A 16,132-nucleotide genomic window follows, 5' to 3' on the forward strand; every position below is an offset into this window, starting at 1 on the left:
CGAGAGACAGCGAAGACGATTTGATGGCAAAGAAAAATTCACAGAAGCTGACCTTCTCCAAAGATACCTGGCCGATTCTCATGCGGATGTGGCGTGAATGGGTTAAACCCTACACAGGTTCACTGCTGCTTATTCTGTGTCTGGTTATCCTGATTGCCGGTACGGCAAGTCTCTATCCTGTCCTTGTAAAAATGGCTCTGGATGCTTTTACGGACAAAAGCCAGAATATCATTATGGTTGCCCCGATTTTCATTATCGTTGTGACCGCTGTCAAAGGTTTCTCGATGCTGGGTCAGACAGTTCTGACCAACCGGGTTGTCAGCCAGATTGAAGCTGACATGCAGCTGAAGCTCTACAGCCATCTGATTGATGGTGACATCTCCCAGATCGGGCGGCAGAGTTCAGCAGCACTTACCCAACGCTTCACCACTGATTTTACCTATATCAAAGAAGCGTTGACCCGTATCTCGACAGTCTTCCTGCGTGATACCGCAACAATTATTGCCGTTGTCATTGCTATGATCTGGATTGATCCGATCCTGACGCTGGCATCTGCCGTTGTTGCTCCTTTTGTCGCTCCTCCTATTGCGAAAATTGGCAAGAAGCTGCGCCGCATGTCTACTTCAACTCAGGAGCAGATTGGTGAGATGGCAGGGCTGGTTTCTGAAAGCCTTCAGGGTGCCCGCGTTGCCAAAACCTATAATCTTGAAGACTACCTGAAAGGAAAAGCGGCAAGCTCCTTCAACGAAATCCGCCTCCTAAAGGTCAAGGCTGCCAATGCACGCGGACGCCTCGATCCATTGCTGGAAATTGCTGGTGGTATTGCCCTTGCAGGTGTCCTGTTCCTGATTGGCTGGCGCATAATGGCCGGGCAAAGTTCAGTTGGTGATTTTGCCGGCTTTGTTACCGCATTGCTGCTTGCATCCCAGCCTATCCGCACACTCGGCAACCTGAGCGCCATTATTCAGGAAGCGGTTGCTGCACTGGTTCGCTATTATGCCATTGTCGATGAAAAACCTACAATTGTTGACACCCCCGATGCCAAACCGATCAATGTCAGTAAAGGCAAAATCAGACTTGAGAATGTTGTCTTCAAATATCGTGAAGATGTCACAGCTCTTGATCACATCACCCTGACAATCCCGGCTGGCAAGACCACCGCACTGGTTGGCCGGTCCGGCTCAGGCAAGTCAACCATGATGTCACTGGTGCCACGCCTTTATGACGTGACAGATGGTGCATTGGTTATTGATGGGCAGGATATCCGCGAAGTCACACAGCACAGCCTGCGTGATAAGATTTCTGTCGTCAGTCAGGATGTCATGCTGTTTGACGATACCATCCGTGCCAATATTGCCCTTGGCCGCAATGATGCTGATGAAGAGCGTATTATCGAAGCCGCCAAAGCTGCCGCAGCTCATGATTTCATCATGAAAGCCCCGGAAGGTTATGACAGTCAGGTTGGAAGCATGGGCACACGCCTGTCTGGCGGTGAGCGTCAGCGCATCTCTCTGGCCCGCGCCTTTTACAAGAATGCCCCTATTCTGTTGCTTGATGAAGCCACATCTGCCCTTGATTCAGAATCTGAACGCCTGGTGCAGCAGGCAATCCGCAAGCTGATGCATGGTCGCACGACACTTGTCATCGCCCATCGACTCTCAACCGTTCGCGATGCGGATATGATTGTCGTGATGGAAGCCGGAAAGATTATCGAGACCGGAACCCACGATGAACTCATTACGAAAGACGGCGCTTATGCCCGTCTTTACAGACTGCAGCTGACGGATGATGTGATCAGCCCTGCATAAGGGCTAAATCACTCGCGATGCATGATGCCATCGACGAGGAGGTCTGACCAGAAACTTGGGCGGAAGTTACGTTCAAGCTCTTTAGGGTCGTAAACTTTCTCGACCCATTCAAGAAATGGGATGCCATTCGCCTCGCCCTGTTTGAGGTACATCTCAAAAAAGGCGTCGAGAATACCTGTCTTGGCAAAACGGAAATGGCCGTATTTCAGCGACAACTGGGAGATGGCTTCTGAGACCGGACGACCCTCGTGCACAATCAGGAAAAGGGCTGCAACAAAGCCAGCGCGATCGGCCCCTGATTTGCAATGGATGAGAGCCGGATATTCAAGCTCATCAAAAAACTTCTTGGCAGATAAAATAACCTGCTTATCCGGTGCACCACGTGAACGGACGATAAACTCAACGAGCTTAATTCCATGCTTGGCGCAATAATCTTTTTGAAGCTGCCAGGCACCATGTTCGCGACCACCCCGTAAATTGACGATTGTTTTTAGGCCATCCCGGGCAAGAGCTGCAATCTGATAGGGCGCAGGCTGAGCCGAACGCCACAGATTGGGTGTAACCTTGTATTTATTGAGATAGGCTATCCGAAAGATTCCATGGTCGACAAACAGCATGTTTGACCATGCGCGTAACCTCTCACCTGTGCTGTCAATTGGCCTGTCCCAACGCTTGATACGTGCCACGCGACGGGCACGACGTATTGCAGGCTTGCGGAAACGATTTAGCACAGATGTAAAACTCTTCGTTATTTCAAGGTACGGTAAATATCACAGATGAAGACTGACAGGTAGGTATGACGCTACCCTCAATCAACCCTGAAACCCGCAGATACTCAGGTTTCAGCGATTGTTTCTCTAGCAGTGATCACCCCAGTGAGCAATGTCTCTGGGCTGTTTCACATGTTTTCTTGCAGAAACCATAAACGGATTGTTGTGTGAAACCCTCTTGAGATAATCCCGTGTAACCATTACAGACCATAGTGACAGGGGGTGAAACACGAATGTTATTTTCGTGCTGTCATGGCCCTTTAGAGATATGAACCCGAACATTACAAGACAGGACACATCCTGTCTGCGGAGAAATACAATGAATCTTGCTAGCATCCCAGTTGGGAAAAATCCGCCAGATGAAGTCTACATGGTTGTCGAGGTTCCGGTTGGTGGCGAACCAATCAAGTACGAAATGGACAAAGAATCCGGCGCTCTCTTTGTAGATCGTTTCCTTTACACCCCAATGCGCTATCCAGGAAACTACGGTTTTATCCCACATACGCTTTCAGGTGATGGTGACCCATGTGACGTTGTCTGCGTCAATTCCCGTCCGATCGTTCCGGGTGCAGTCATGAATGTGCGTCCAATCGGCGTTCTGGTCATGGAAGACGACGGTGGTGAAGATGAGAAGATCATCGTTGTCCCAACCACAAAGCTGACCCGCCGTTATGAGAACGTCAAGGAATGCACAGATCTGCCAGAAATCGTCATACAGCAGATCGAGCATTTCTTCACCCACTACAAAGATCTGGAACCAGGCAAATGGGCCAAGATCATCCGTTGGGGTGATGCTGCCGAAGCACGCAAGCTGATTCTCGAAGGTATTGAACGCCACAAGAAAGAAGGCGGCAAGTAAGCTGCCTTATCTTCGGCCTATCAGCCGCAGATCTGAATTTTTGTATTTGGCCCGGCAAGCGCAAGCAGTCGGGCCATATCTTTTTGGGCAACGGCAATACACCCTTGCGTCGGTGTGTAATCTGGCCGGGCGATATGCAAAAATAAGGCACTGCCCCGCCCTTTGGTGATAGGACCACGATTGATATCCAGATCGACAACCACGTTATAAAGGTTGTCATCCCGCCACATCTCTTCACAGCTGGCATTATAGGGCAATGTCACGCGCGAATTATAACAGCGATCAGCAGGGGCATCACACCAGCCATCATCAGGGGATATCCGCCGAATCGGCAGCAGTGTTCTTGGACGCTTACCACGATCATGCCGATAGTAGACCTGCAGCATCCCAAATCGACCAATTCTTGATGCACCATCACCTTCACGTTTCAGATGTGTGGTACCAGAACGGCCAATCGCACAAGGGATACGTAATGACCCGGCGACAATCACACCGCGACTATGATTCAGCGGCGACCGGAAAACCCTGATCGTATCAACCGATGTCCGCTTCATAATACGGCTGCCCTTTCCTGAAAAATTCCTCTGCGAACATGCACCATAGCAACAGGTCTTTAACCAATAACAAACGATAAGCGGGGATTACGGCTCTATTCAACTTTATATCGCCGAGAAGTCAGAAAATTCCCTTTATTTGCGAGGCATTACTGCTTACATAGTTGAAACCTGCTTTGCAGTATTATCCTTGTTCCTCATTCCGTTACACCGGAATCCAGCATTGAGAGGTATGTCATTCATGTCCAATGCCAGCCGTCTGCTTCTGGTTGATGACGAGGCCATACTGCGTGACACGCTCTCTGAACAGCTTTCCTTAAATCCGGAATTTGAAATCCTGACAGCAGAAACCGCTGGTCAGGCACAGGAGGCTGTTAAGAGCCAGCGGATTGATCTTGTCATCATGGATGTTGGCTTGCCGGATATGGACGGCCGGGAAGCCGTACGCCAGATGCGCGAAGAGGGCTTTCGCTCACCTGTGATCATGTTGACTGCTCAGGATTCGGATGAAGATACGGTTCAGGGCTTAGAAGCCGGTGCAAACGACTATGTCTCCAAGCCGTTTAAATTTTCGGTTCTTCTCGCTCGTATACGGACCCAGTTGCGCCAGTATGAAGCCAGTGAAGATGCTGTTTTTCAGATAGGGCATTATACTTTTAAACCCGGGGCTAAACTGCTTATTGATGCCAAAGGTTCAAAAACAAAACTGACAGAAAAAGAAACTGCAATTCTGCGCTATCTTTATCGCGCAGGTAAGCAGATTGTCGGAAGAGATACATTGCTTGCAGAAGTGTGGGGCTATAACGCCAATGTAACAACACATACATTGGAAACCCATATCTACCGCCTTCGTCAGAAGATTGAGGCGGACCCTTCGAATGCGCGTATTCTGCTGACAGATGCAGGCGGCTATCGACTGGCACCTTGATCAGGATTTTTAAAGTAGCATGGCCCTCGGAGACGATATAAGCATTCTTGCTGAAACTGAGCTATTCAACCTTTTTGAAGTTGAAGCTTTAAGGTTGATTGCATTTGCAGCTGAACGTCGAAGTCTCAAAAAAGATGATCTCCTGTTTCGCAAAGGAGACCGGGCTGATTGTGGTTATGTGGTGATCAGTGGCTCTCTCAGGGTTGAAAAAGAGCACAATGACAAAACGGCCATAATAGCCAAACCCGGTACTTTGATCGGTCGTTTGGCCCTCTTCGTCCGAAACGTTCGCCCCGCAACAGCAACAGCCCTTGAGCCATCAGAGCTGTTACGGATATCTCCGACATTACTGCGGAAAGTTCTGGAAGAGTTTCCCGATTGTGCCAATGCCGCTCATGATGCACTGAGCGCTGATCTTATCGAGTTTACCGAAAATCTGGAAAAGGTCCGCCATCTCTTTGAAGATGACGAACCCAATAATTAAAATTTACAGCTCAAGTATAGCTGTCACCGGTGCGTGATCTGACGGGCGCTCCCAGCCACGGGTTTCCTTTGTAACGTGCATGCTCTTGAGAACAGGGGCCAAGTCTTCAGTCAGCCAGATGTGATCAAGGCGGCGCCCTTTATCTGCTGCGGCCCAATCAGGCGAGCGGTAACTCCACCATGAGTAGATTTTCTCCGGCTCAGGCCGCAGATGGCGCATACCGTCAACCCAGCCTGCTTCCTGACGCAATGTTTCAAGAGTCTCCGTTTCAAGAGGCGTGTGACTGACAACATCCAAAAGCTTCTTGTGAGACCAGACATCGTGCTCAAGAGGCGCGATATTCAAATCACCAACGAGAATTCCGGGAGCTCCCAGTTTACGGTTACGCTCTCCCCATGCACGCATTTCGGCAAGAAACTGCAGCTTGTGCGCAAACTTGGGATTGAGAACCGCATCCGGAATATCACCACCTGCCGGAACGTAGAAATTATGGATGGTGATACCTGCGGCCTGCTTGGCTTCTGGTGCAAGTGTAATGGCAATGTGGCGTGCATCCATACGCTCACACATGGACATCACCTGCGTGGAAGAAAACGGATATTTTGAGAGAATTGCTACACCGTTATAGCCCTTCTGCCCAACATTGGTGATGAAAGGATAACCAAACGACTTCAGTTCTTTGAACGGAAACTTGTCATCAGGACACTTGGTTTCCTGAAGGCACAGAATATCCGGTCTTTCATTTTCAAGAAACTGTCTGACCTGATCACTACGTAACCGGACGGAATTGATATTCCATGTTGTAACTGAAAGCTTCACGCCTGTTTTCCTGTGCTAGTCCTGAAGTGGAGATAACCTACCCCAGCTCATGCACGGGCTCCAGTATCAGGAAGCAGATTAATATGGATGATTATCTGCCCCGGCGGGTCCGGTCGATGTTTGAGAGGATAACCGTTGTCACAAATCCTTGTGCATCATGGATTTGCCAGCGGCTTAAGTTCTGAACGGCTGTATCAAAATACAGCACAATCTGGGCACGGCCACCAATCGTTGTACTGTCTTCCAGTGTGATCTGTGTGCTTGTCGGATCACGATCTATTTCAACAAGCTTGAGATCTTTGCCAAGATTAATCGGGTCACGCAGCAGGAATTTCAGTGGGGTCTGATTGATCGAGTACACATCAGATGTATTCAGCTTGCCGTCTTTAATCGCCACGTTTTTACCATCAGAGATAATCTCCATGGCAGATGGCGGATTATAGGAAAAGCGGACACGTCCCGGACGCTCTAGATACAGCACACCCTTCATACGCTTGCCATCACCACCAATCTGGACGAAGTCAGCCTGCATTGTATTGAGCGTATTGAAAAAACGGTTGGCCCGGTCAAGAATCTGTTGGTCAGACAGCTTTGATGCCGCTGGTAAATCAGCAGGCGGCGGAACTGCGGCAACTCCCGGCGCAGCCCCCACTGTCTGTGGCTGATCATTATTACCGGCAGCATTCTGCACACCTTCAGCCAAGACATCCCTGTTTGGCGGAGCAGGAGGCGGTAAAGGGACATTCACCAGCTGTTGTGCTGCACTATTATCTGACTGCTCAGGTGTATCCTCAACCGGAGGCGTTGTTGCAACTGGCTGTTCTGGCTGAGATTCTGGTTTTTCAGAAGCGGGCTTTGCCTCCATTTTCGGGCGCAAAGGTACGGACTTTGGAGCGCTGAAAGGTACGAAGCCTTTTGAATCGAGAGGCTTGAAGACGGTTCCAAAATTGCCCTGATAACTTTGAGGCTCCTGTACAGCCGGAGCTTCATTATTAACCGGCTGAGCAGCAACTGGCTGTCCCTCCTGAGAGCCTGACAGTGATGCCGGCCGCTTTGGAGGCAATGGTGCAGCTTGTAAAACGCGTTCAGAAGGATATTGAAGGTTACCGTTTTCATCAACGGGAATTCCACCAGATTGTGCCTTGGCCATCAAAGCACATAGAACCGATACCGTCAGGAAACAGGTAATCGCAGCGCCAAGTACAATGTACCGCTGTGGTTTATACAGGCGAACAAACCCGTTTATTGGCATATGGTCCACAAGAGGCATCTATTGCTTCTTTCGCAACACATTGGAAACTTCGAGAGAAGGCCAGCCTTCCCTCACACCATTGAAACCGTCTTATTAAGCAATTTTATGTCAGGCCTCCTCATCGGCAAATTCGGTTGGACTCTGCATTAAAATCTCGCGCTTTCCGACGTTGTTAGCGGGGCTGACAATACCCTCCTGCTCCATACGCTCCATAATTGAGGCAGCACGGTTATAGCCAATCTGTAGTCGGCGCTGGATATAGGACGTTGAAGCTTTCTTATCACGCAGAACCAGTGCCACAGCCTGATCATAAAGATCACCACCCGGAGAACCGAAAGACGTATTATCGAAGACAGCACCATCGCTGCCTGCTTCTTCTTCAGCCTCAGTCACTGAGCTGAGGTAGGAAGGCTGACCCTGCTGTTTCAGGTGTGTAACGACATGCTCGACTTCTTCATCCGAACAGAAAGGCCCGTGTACACGCGTTATGCGGCCACCGCCTGCCATGTAAAGCATATCGCCCTGTCCAAGCAGCTGCTCGGCACCCATCTCGCCCAGAATTGTCCGGCTATCAATCTTTGAAGTCACCTGGAAAGAAATACGGGTTGGGAAGTTGGCCTTAATCGTACCCGTGATAACGTCAACGGATGGACGTTGTGTTGCAAGAACCACATGGATACCAGCGGCACGTGCCATCTGGGCCAGACGCTGAATTGTGCCTTCAATTTCTTTGCCGGCAACAATCATCAGGTCAGCCATTTCGTCAACAACAATGACGATATATGGCAATGGCTCGAGATCCATGTTCTCCTGCTCATAGAGCGCTTCACCCGTTTCACGGTCAAAGCCTGTCTGAATTGTCCGGGTGATTTCCTCACCCTTGGCTTTGGCTTCTTTCACACGGGCATTGAAACCATCAATGTTGCGGACGCCAAGCTTCGACATCTTTTTGTAACGGTCTTCCATCTCACGGACGGCCCATTTCAGGGCAACAACCGCTTTCTTGGGATCGGTCACAACAGGTGTCAGGAGATGCGGGATGCCCTCATAGATCGACAGTTCGAGCATCTTCGGGTCGACCATGATCAGGCGGCATTCTTCCGGTTTGAGACGATAGAGCAACGACAGGATCATTGTGTTGATCGCAACGGACTTACCAGAGCCCGTCGTACCGGCAATCAGCAGGTGGGGCATACGGGCAAGATCAACTATAACCGGCTCACCGCCAATGGTCTTGCCAAGGCACAGGGCCAGTTTGTGTTTGCTGGATTCAAAATCCTGACTGGCAAGAAGTTCCCGCAGATAAACCGTTTCACGCTTATGATTTGGCAGTTCGACACCAATAGCATTACGACCGGGAATAACCGCAACACGGGCCGAGATTGCACTCATGGAGCGGGCAATATCATCTGCCAGTGAAATCACACGTGATGATTTGGTACCCGGTGCGGGCTCGAGTTCATAAAGTGTGACAACCGGACCAGGGCGAACATTGATAATTTCACCGTTAACGCCGAAATCCTGCAAGGTGCTTTCAAGCAGGGCAGCATTCTGCTCGAGCGCATCTGTCGAGATCGCGTTGGTATTGGTCTTTGGCGGTTCTGCCAGAAGAGTCAGTGGTGGCAGCTCATAAGATTCCTCATTCAGGAATGATGGCTGCGCTTCACGGACAATACGTTTGCCCTGCTTGGGTGCAGTAGGCGCCGGACCCACACGACCAGCCTGATAAGCCTCTTCATCAGACACCGAGTGGACAATATTTTCAGCTTCACTTCTCTGGAGCATCACACGGTTTTGTGGACGCTCAACAACAGGAGCCGGATGCGGAATATAGGTTTCCCCATCATGCCAGGGCTCAATATCGTCATCATCATGCAGCACAGGCGCATGTGACGGCTCAAAGTGAGACTGATAGTCGTCATGATACTGCGGTTCTGGCTGCGGCTGATAACCATGATGAAGCTGCACTGGAGCACCGAAGCTCGGCTCACGGCGCATCATCGGACCACCAGCCATACCACCACCAGGCATTTCCGATGCCATACGGGGCTGTTCAAAATGCATATTACCGCCACGGGCCATAGCCAGCTTTGGCTCACTACGCTTTGCTGTCCAGCGACGCAATGTACTGCTTATGCTCATAAAACCATGAGCAATGGCTCCAAGAGAAACAATACCCCAGCCCGGTTCATCTTCACGATGCGTATCTTCTGGCTCTTCCCAGTATTCTTCTTCCTCAGCATCATCCAGTGGCTGATACTGCGGCTCCTGCTCGTGCATGCCAAAGCCACAGGCAGCTGTCAGGCACAGAATGGTAATGATTGCAAAAACAGAACCGAGAATGATTTTTGCCGGACCTCCTGACAAACCAGTGATTGCTTTGGCAGCACTCACCAGACCATCGCCAACAACACCACCCAGACCTGTTGGTAAAGGCCATTGTGCCGTTGCCGGGAATGAGCTTGCCATAGCGGTTGCCGTGAAAACACCAAGAATCCAGAGCACAAGGCGCAACTGCACTTTATCAATCCGGGCTTTGGTAATCAGTCGCCAGCCCCAGATAAGCATCGTACATAGAATAACAATTGCCCCAAGACCAAACAGCTGCATAACAAGATCAGCACTGATTGCACCAATCCAGCCAAGCGTGTTTTTTACGGGCCCATCAACGGCATTGTTAAAGCTTGGATCATCGACCGACCATGTTGCCAGCGCAACAACCATCGCCCCTGATAACAGAAGCAATGTGATTCCGATCAGCTCCTTGGCACAACGGGCCAGGAACGCACGGAATAAATCAGACAGGCTTTCAAGCGGTGTAGGTCGACTCTTTCGCATCTCGTGTCTCGAGGAGGGGAACATAACGTAAATTTTTCCAGAGTTAACCTTACGCCACGAGGGTTAAGGGTGCCTTAACCTTACGAAGAAAGTGTGTATTTCCCGTAACCTATTCGTGAATATGACTTTTTCCAGGAACAACTAAAAAACCGGTCGCATCCTGTGTGACGCGACCGGCTTAAAATTTCTTGAAACAGACTACTGATTCGCAACCAATACTCAGTAGTTGTAGGCGCGTTCTCCGTGCTCAGCGAGATCAAGGCCCTCCCGTTCTTCTTCAGACGAAGCGCGTAAAGGCGTAAAGATACCGACAAGCTTGAAGAGGATCAGAGAGCCAATACCTGTCCAGAGCAAGGACACAAGCACAGCTTTTGTCTGAATCCAGACCTGCGTTGCCATAACATACTCACCCGTGGCCAGACCTGTTCCACCAAGAGCCGGGGCAACAACAATACCTGTTGCAATAGCACCGATAATACCGCCAACACCATGGATTCCAAAAACATCAAGCGTGTCATCGTAACCAAAAGCATTTTTGATTGTCGAACAGAAGACAAAGCAGACCACACCCGCCAGAAGGCCAAGAACAATCGACCCCATTGGTCCGGCAAACCCGGCAGCAGGTGTCACCGCAACAAGACCCGCAATCGCACCGGATACAAGACCGAGCATTGAAGGGTGCCCTTTGAGAATCCATTCAGCCAGAAGCCAGGCAAGTCCAGCTGCTGCTGTCGCTACAAAAGTATTGATCATGGCAAGACCCGCGCCACCATCAGCCTTGAGGGCAGAGCCGGCATTGAAACCAAACCAGCCGAACCACAGCATTGCACCACCAATCATTGTCATGGTCAGGGAGTGTGGCGCAATCAGCTCTTTACCAAAACCGATACGCTTACCCACCAGAAGGCAGCCTACAAGACCAGCAATACCGGCATTGATATGCACGACTGTGCCACCAGCAAAATCAAGCGCCCCCCATTCTGCCAGCAATCCGCCGCCCCAGACCATGTGAGCGATCGGGATGTAAACAAAAGTGAACCACAGAATGGAGAATAGCAAAACAGCAGGGAAGCGCATGCGTTCGGCAAATGAGCCAACAATCAGCGTTGGTGTCAGCATGGCGAATGTCATCTGGAAACAGATGAAGACATATTCTGGCAAACCACCATCAGCTGTTGTTGAAGCAGGCGAAACACCAATCAGAAACAACTTGGAGAAATCACCAATAAACTCTTTGAAGTCCCCACCTGCCGTGAAGGCAAGTGAATAGCCATAAACAATCCAGAGCAGACAGACGACACAGGCAACCACCATAATCTGGGTGAGCACCGACAACATATTCTTGGCCCGGACCATACCTCCGTAAAACAGGCCAATGCCCGGTAAAATCATAAAGAAAACAAGAACTGTGGACATCAGCATCCAAGCCGTATCACCCTTATTTGGGGTGGCTGCCTCCGTTGCCTGAGCAAAAGCAGCACCAGGCGAAAGAGCGACAAGGGATGCCAAAATCGGTAGTTTTTTGAAATAACGCAAAAGCATGAACAGACTCCACAATCTAAAAATCAGAGGGCATCACCGTCGGTTTCGCCGGTGCGGATTCGTAAAATTGAATCGAGAGAAAGAACAAAGATCTTGCCGTCGCCGATCTGGCCCGTTTGAGCAGCAGCTGCAATTGCATCAACAACCTGCTGAACAATGGCGGTATCAACCGCGACCTCAATCTTGATTTTAGGGAGAAAGTTCACCGCATATTCGGCGCCACGATAAATCTCGGTATGACCTTTCTGGCGGCCGTACCCTTTTACCTCCGTTACGGTCAGACCATGAACATCCAGAGAGCTTAATGCATCCCTGACCTCGTCAAGCTTGAATGGCTTGATAATGGCTATGACAAACTTCATGTTTCCTCCTCGGTTTTTCTGGCCGGATATTCCAGCGCGATATCTCAAGGATGAATTTGCAAGGAGCGTGCCAACACTGCTTTGAACTTACGGATGACAAGGAAATAAAGGCTTTCAGGTAGCAAAATTTTATAGAAAAATGAGAAAGTGTTTTTCATTTCAGTCTGCTAAGCAGTTTTTGCTGAAATTTGACCCACCACATCCTGAAAATTACCATTGCCTATTTTTTAGGCGCATCAGGTTGATGCTTAAAAAATAGCCAAGAAAAAAGGGCCTCAACGGGCCCTTTGTTTGACGCATGAACGATTATTTAAAGCCGGTCGTCTCGCCGACGAATAAGACCTTCCTGAGCGACAGAAGCCACAAGAGTGCCATCCTGTTTGTAAATCAGACCACGGGAGAAACCACGTGCTCCCATCGCACTCGGGCTGTCCTGAGCATAAAGCAGCCATTCATCAGCACGGAATGAGCGATGGAACCAGACGGCATGATCAAGGCTTGCAGCCTGCATCGAACGCTCAACGACACTCCGTCCATGGGCAACGAGTGATGAATCAAGCAATGTAAAATCGGAGGCGTAAGCAAGAACGGCCCGATGAATTGCCGGGTCATCCGGCAATGGCGCGACAGTCTTGAACCAGCAGTTGAAATAAGGTTCATGCCCGGACTTGAGCTCATAACGTGTCGGGTCAACAGGGCGGATATCCAGCGGACGCATGCGAGCGAAATAAGAACGAATTTCCGGCGGCATCAATGGCACGATCTTTGTCCGGAATTCTTCTTCATTAGGCAATGTATCAGGCGTTGGAATACCAGTTGGCATTGGCAGCTGATGCTCATAGCCCTGCTCTTCCTTCTGGTAAGAGGCTGACATGGAGAAAATTGCCTGCCCATGCTGAATGGCCGTAATGCGTCGGGTAATAAAGGAATGCCCGTCCCTCAGGCGCTCAACCTCATAGATAATCGGGATGGTCGGATCACCAGGTAAAATAAAGTTGCCGTGCAGAGAATGAACATGGAACTGTGAATTTACAGTATGGGTTGCAGCAACCAGCGACTGACTGACCACCTGCCCGCCAAAGACACGCTGCCAGCCAACCTGCGGACTTTGGCCGCGATAAAGATTCAACTCAAGCTGTTCGAGTTTTAAAATGGAAAGCAGCTCATCAACACTGTTGAACACGACCAGACTCCTTAATTATTATTGTCTCTCACTATTTTTTGCCACGAGTATAGAAATAACACAATTCTAGCAATATTTGCTGTAACTCTTTTCCAGAGTACAAAGCTGCTATAGCATAGCAAGCTGAAAATGGCTGGTCGTGTTCCAGGTTACCTTTCAGATGCAAAATGGTGAAAGATAAATGTCGGTTGCAAATCCATATCATATCACGATTGCCGGAGCTGGCTTAAATGGTCTGGCGCTCGCTTTTGCATTAAAGAAAGCTCTTGGAGACAATATCCGTCTGACACTTGCTGACCCGGCCCTTGATCGTGATGCCTCACGCGACAAGCGATCTTTTGCCGTCACGCCATCATCACGTCGGATGTTTGAAACCCTCGGTGTCTGGGATGATGAGATTCTGCAGACTGAGGCGGTCGCCGATATGGTCATCACAGACAGCCGTGTCGAAGACCCTGTGCGACCAAGTCTCCTGACTTTTGCTGAAGGTAACCTTCAGGGCGAGCCGCTGGCCTATATGGTTGAAAGCGCAGCACTGACAAAGCTGCTTCTTCAAGCCTGTAAAACCTGCAATATTGATTTTTCTGCTTCGGCCATTCAACGGTTCACACCAACAGGTAATGGCGTTGAAATTGAAATGGAAGGCCGGAAACCCTTCACCTCAAACCTGCTTGTGGCAGCAGATGGGAAACGCTCCCGCCTGCGGGAACTGGCCAATATTGGCTGGATCAGCTGGCCCTATAATCAGTCAGGTATCGTCGGAACCATTACCCATTCCCGCGATCATGAAGGAAAAGCCTACGAGCACTTTCTCCCATCCGGCCCCTTTGCCATTCTGCCATTAGCTCCGGGCGGTACATTAGGATACCGCTCATCAATCGTCTGGACAGAAACAACCGAGACCGCTGATTACCTTATGGAGTTTGGCGAAAAACAACAGCTGGCGGAAGTTGAGAAGCGCTTTGGGCCAACACTCGGGACAATCGCGCTGGAGACAAGTCTTCAAAGTTTCCCGCTTACGTTTGGCATTGCCCGCAGTTTCATTTCTGATCGCCTCGCACTGCTTGGTGATGCTGCCCATGCCATCCACCCCATTGCCGGACAGGGCCTCAACCTTGGATTGGAAGATGTCGCCGCCCTCGCTGAAATCATTGTCGATGCCGTCCGCATTGGCCTTGACCCGGGAACCTATAACCAGCTTGAGCTTTACGAGAATGCACGGCGCTTTGATGTTACTGCCAAAGGGCTGGCAATGGATGGCCTGAACCGTCTGTTCTCAAATGATCTGACACCGGTCAGATTAATCCGAGATTTTGGCCTTGGCCTCGTTAACCGCCTGCCTGAGTTGAAACGTTTCTTCGTTGATCAGGCGGTCGGAGGCACAACCGTGAGCGCTCCACGCCTCTTTAAAGGTGAAGAGCTTTAATAAAAAAGGCCAGCAGATGCTGGCCTTTTTATAATCAGGTCATAATGATCAACGTGCACGCCGTAAGGCATCAAGTACCTTGTAGCCAGCGCGACCACGAGCAGGTAACCCGATTGCTTTCTCGATTTCCTTGATCGCTTCACGGGTTTTGGCACCCACCATGCCATCAGGTTCACCGACATTGAAACCACGGGCATTCAACAGGCTCTGTAATTCCCGACGTTCAGCACGTGAGAGTGGTGGATCGTCTGTTGGCCATGCAGCCTGAATACCGGGCAGACCTCTTAAACGATCACCCAGCAATGCAATGGCCAAACCATACGATTCTGAAGCGTTGTAAGAATAAACGGCATCAAAATTTTTGGTAACCAGAAATGCTGGTCCGTTAATACCGGCTGGAATGATGATACCGGCCTGATAGTTTCCGCTCAATGAGCGACCATCAACACGTGTCACACCCATTGAGGCCCATGAAGAAACAGCACGCTTCTTCTTGCGCCCAGCAAGGCTTGTATCAAAGCCACGGGGTAACCGGACCTCATACCCCCAAGGCAGCCCCTGAACCCAACCGGCCTTTTTCAGGAAGTTTGCAGTTGAGCCAAGCGCATCAGGAACGGAATCAACAATATCCCGACGACCGTCACCATCAAGATCAACGGCCAGGCGCAAGAAGGTTGATGGCATGAACTGGGTCTGACCAAAAGCTCCGGCCCAGGAACCTGTCAGACGGGACGGGTCGATATCGCCACGTTCAATGATCCGCAAGGTCGCCATAAACTCGCCCTTAAAGTAGGACTGACGGCGGTTTTTATAACAGGCAAGGGTTGAAAGCGATTGTAGCAGTGGGCGTTTGCCAAGGTTCTTGCCGAAGTTGGACTCAACACCCCAGACCCCAACAATTGCATAGCGATCAACACCATAACGGGATTCGGCAGAGGCAATAGCCTTAGCCCACTGGCGCATGGCAGATTTACCATCCGATACCCGCTCTTCATCAACGAGAGAGCCAAGATAATCCCATACCGGCGTTTTAAACTCCGGCTGATTATTCATCAGATCAAAGATGGTCAGATCAGGTTCAACACCGCGCATGGCACGGTCAAATGTGCGGCCTGAAACACCCTTTGAAGCGGCTTCAGAACGCAGCTGTGCAAGACATCCGCGATAATCCTGCGCTGCTGCAGGTAAAACGGAGAATGCCAGAGCAACGGCAGCCCCGGCTGAGATGATTGTGGTTTTAATAAACTTGGACATACAACAAGCCTTAACCCAATATGGTTAAGGCTTGCTAAAAATGGCCGAGTCCG

The 16,132-nt window shown here is 50.2% G+C and carries 14 protein-coding genes; 5 read left to right on the forward strand and 9 right to left on the reverse strand.

The annotated features are described in order from the left end of the window. Positions 1-23 precede the first annotated feature (23 nt). Positions 24-1,808, forward strand: coding sequence for an ABC transporter ATP-binding protein (locus tag WJT86_RS00650; protein ID WP_346335563.1), 1,785 nt, complete (start codon positions 24-26; stop codon positions 1,806-1,808). 8 nt (positions 1,809-1,816) lie between these two features. Here the strand turns inward: WJT86_RS00650 and WJT86_RS00655 are convergent, their stop codons facing one another. Further along, positions 1,817-2,539: a fused DSP-PTPase phosphatase/NAD kinase-like protein gene (locus tag WJT86_RS00655; RefSeq protein ID WP_346335564.1), complete on the reverse strand. Its 723-nt coding sequence runs from the start codon at positions 2,537-2,539 to the stop codon at positions 1,817-1,819. 358 nt (positions 2,540-2,897) lie between these two features. Here WJT86_RS00655 and ppa point away from each other — a divergent pair, with 358 nt between their 5' ends. Then, the gene (gene ppa / locus WJT86_RS00660) at positions 2,898-3,437 is read left to right on the forward strand and encodes an inorganic diphosphatase (protein WP_346335565.1); all 540 of its coding nucleotides are present in this window, start codon (positions 2,898-2,900) and stop codon (positions 3,435-3,437) included. A gap of 20 nt (positions 3,438-3,457) precedes the next feature. On the opposite strand, the gene WJT86_RS00665 is transcribed toward ppa, so the two are convergent. After that, positions 3,458-3,991, reverse strand: coding sequence for a L,D-transpeptidase family protein (locus WJT86_RS00665; protein ID WP_346335566.1), 534 nt, complete (start codon positions 3,989-3,991; stop codon positions 3,458-3,460). Positions 3,992-4,232: 241 nt separating this feature from the next. On the opposite strand from WJT86_RS00665, the gene WJT86_RS00670 reads away from it, so the two are divergent. After that, positions 4,233-4,919 (forward strand): response regulator transcription factor, encoded by a 687-nt coding sequence (locus tag WJT86_RS00670; protein WP_346335567.1) that lies wholly within the window; start codon positions 4,233-4,235, stop codon positions 4,917-4,919. A gap of 19 nt (positions 4,920-4,938) precedes the next feature. Continuing rightward, positions 4,939-5,403 carry a Crp/Fnr family transcriptional regulator gene (locus WJT86_RS00675; RefSeq protein WP_346335568.1) on the forward strand — a complete coding sequence of 155 codons (465 nt, stop codon included), beginning with the start codon at positions 4,939-4,941 and terminating at the stop codon, positions 5,401-5,403. Between the two features lie 3 nt (positions 5,404-5,406). Here the strand turns inward: WJT86_RS00675 and xth are convergent, their stop codons facing one another. The 6 genes from xth to tesB form a co-directional block, all read right to left on the reverse strand. Beyond that, positions 5,407-6,222, reverse strand: coding sequence for an exodeoxyribonuclease III (xth, locus tag WJT86_RS00680; protein ID WP_346335569.1), 816 nt, complete (start codon positions 6,220-6,222; stop codon positions 5,407-5,409). Positions 6,223-6,313: 91 nt separating this feature from the next. After that, the gene (locus WJT86_RS00685; RefSeq protein ID WP_346335570.1) at positions 6,314-7,492 is read right to left on the reverse strand and encodes an outer-membrane lipoprotein carrier protein LolA; all 1,179 of its coding nucleotides are present in this window, start codon (positions 7,490-7,492) and stop codon (positions 6,314-6,316) included. Between the two features lie 90 nt (positions 7,493-7,582). Continuing rightward, positions 7,583-10,312: a DNA translocase FtsK gene (locus WJT86_RS00690; RefSeq protein WP_346335571.1), complete on the reverse strand. Its 2,730-nt coding sequence runs from the start codon at positions 10,310-10,312 to the stop codon at positions 7,583-7,585. 219 nt (positions 10,313-10,531) lie between these two features. Beyond that, positions 10,532-11,854: an ammonium transporter gene (locus WJT86_RS00695; protein WP_346335572.1), complete on the reverse strand. Its 1,323-nt coding sequence runs from the start codon at positions 11,852-11,854 to the stop codon at positions 10,532-10,534. A gap of 23 nt (positions 11,855-11,877) precedes the next feature. Then, complete coding sequence (locus WJT86_RS00700; protein ID WP_346335573.1) at positions 11,878-12,216, reverse strand: P-II family nitrogen regulator; 339 nt, start codon at positions 12,214-12,216, stop codon at positions 11,878-11,880. A 310-nt stretch (positions 12,217-12,526) separates the two neighbouring features. Then, positions 12,527-13,399, reverse strand: a complete 873-nt coding sequence (gene tesB / locus WJT86_RS00705; RefSeq protein ID WP_346335574.1) for an acyl-CoA thioesterase II — start codon at positions 13,397-13,399, stop codon at positions 12,527-12,529. A 181-nt stretch (positions 13,400-13,580) separates the two neighbouring features. Here tesB and WJT86_RS00710 point away from each other — a divergent pair, with 181 nt between their 5' ends. Then, positions 13,581-14,825: an FAD-dependent monooxygenase gene (locus tag WJT86_RS00710; protein ID WP_346335575.1), complete on the forward strand. Its 1,245-nt coding sequence runs from the start codon at positions 13,581-13,583 to the stop codon at positions 14,823-14,825. 48 nt (positions 14,826-14,873) lie between these two features. On the opposite strand, the gene WJT86_RS00715 is transcribed toward WJT86_RS00710, so the two are convergent. Beyond that, a complete protein-coding gene (locus tag WJT86_RS00715; protein WP_346335576.1) occupies positions 14,874-16,079 on the reverse strand; it encodes a lytic murein transglycosylase in 1,206 nt (401 codons plus the stop codon). Positions 16,080-16,132 lie beyond the last annotated feature (53 nt).

This window comes from Hohaiivirga grylli (assembly GCF_039655745.1).
Classification (GTDB): Bacteria; Pseudomonadota; Alphaproteobacteria; order Rhizobiales; family Beijerinckiaceae; genus Hohaiivirga; species Hohaiivirga grylli.

Coding starts and splice junctions, on each gene's coding strand:
- WJT86_RS00695 (WP_346335572.1), bottom strand. CDS start 11,854: ATGCTTTTGCGTTATTTCAAAAAACTACCGATTTTGGCATCCCTTGTC.
- WJT86_RS00650 (WP_346335563.1), top strand. CDS start 24: ATGGCAAAGAAAAATTCACAGAAGCTGACCTTCTCCAAAGATACCTGG.
- WJT86_RS00670 (WP_346335567.1), top strand. CDS start 4,233: ATGTCCAATGCCAGCCGTCTGCTTCTGGTTGATGACGAGGCCATACTG.
- WJT86_RS00665 (WP_346335566.1), bottom strand. CDS start 3,991: ATGAAGCGGACATCGGTTGATACGATCAGGGTTTTCCGGTCGCCGCTG.
- ppa (WP_346335565.1), top strand. CDS start 2,898: ATGAATCTTGCTAGCATCCCAGTTGGGAAAAATCCGCCAGATGAAGTC.
- WJT86_RS00675 (WP_346335568.1), top strand. CDS start 4,939: ATGGCCCTCGGAGACGATATAAGCATTCTTGCTGAAACTGAGCTATTC.
- WJT86_RS00710 (WP_346335575.1), top strand. CDS start 13,581: ATGTCGGTTGCAAATCCATATCATATCACGATTGCCGGAGCTGGCTTA.
- WJT86_RS00700 (WP_346335573.1), bottom strand. CDS start 12,216: ATGAAGTTTGTCATAGCCATTATCAAGCCATTCAAGCTTGACGAGGTC.
- WJT86_RS00690 (WP_346335571.1), bottom strand. CDS start 10,312: ATGCGAAAGAGTCGACCTACACCGCTTGAAAGCCTGTCTGATTTATTC.
- WJT86_RS00685 (WP_346335570.1), bottom strand. CDS start 7,492: ATGCCTCTTGTGGACCATATGCCAATAAACGGGTTTGTTCGCCTGTAT.
- WJT86_RS00715 (WP_346335576.1), bottom strand. CDS start 16,079: ATGTCCAAGTTTATTAAAACCACAATCATCTCAGCCGGGGCTGCCGTT.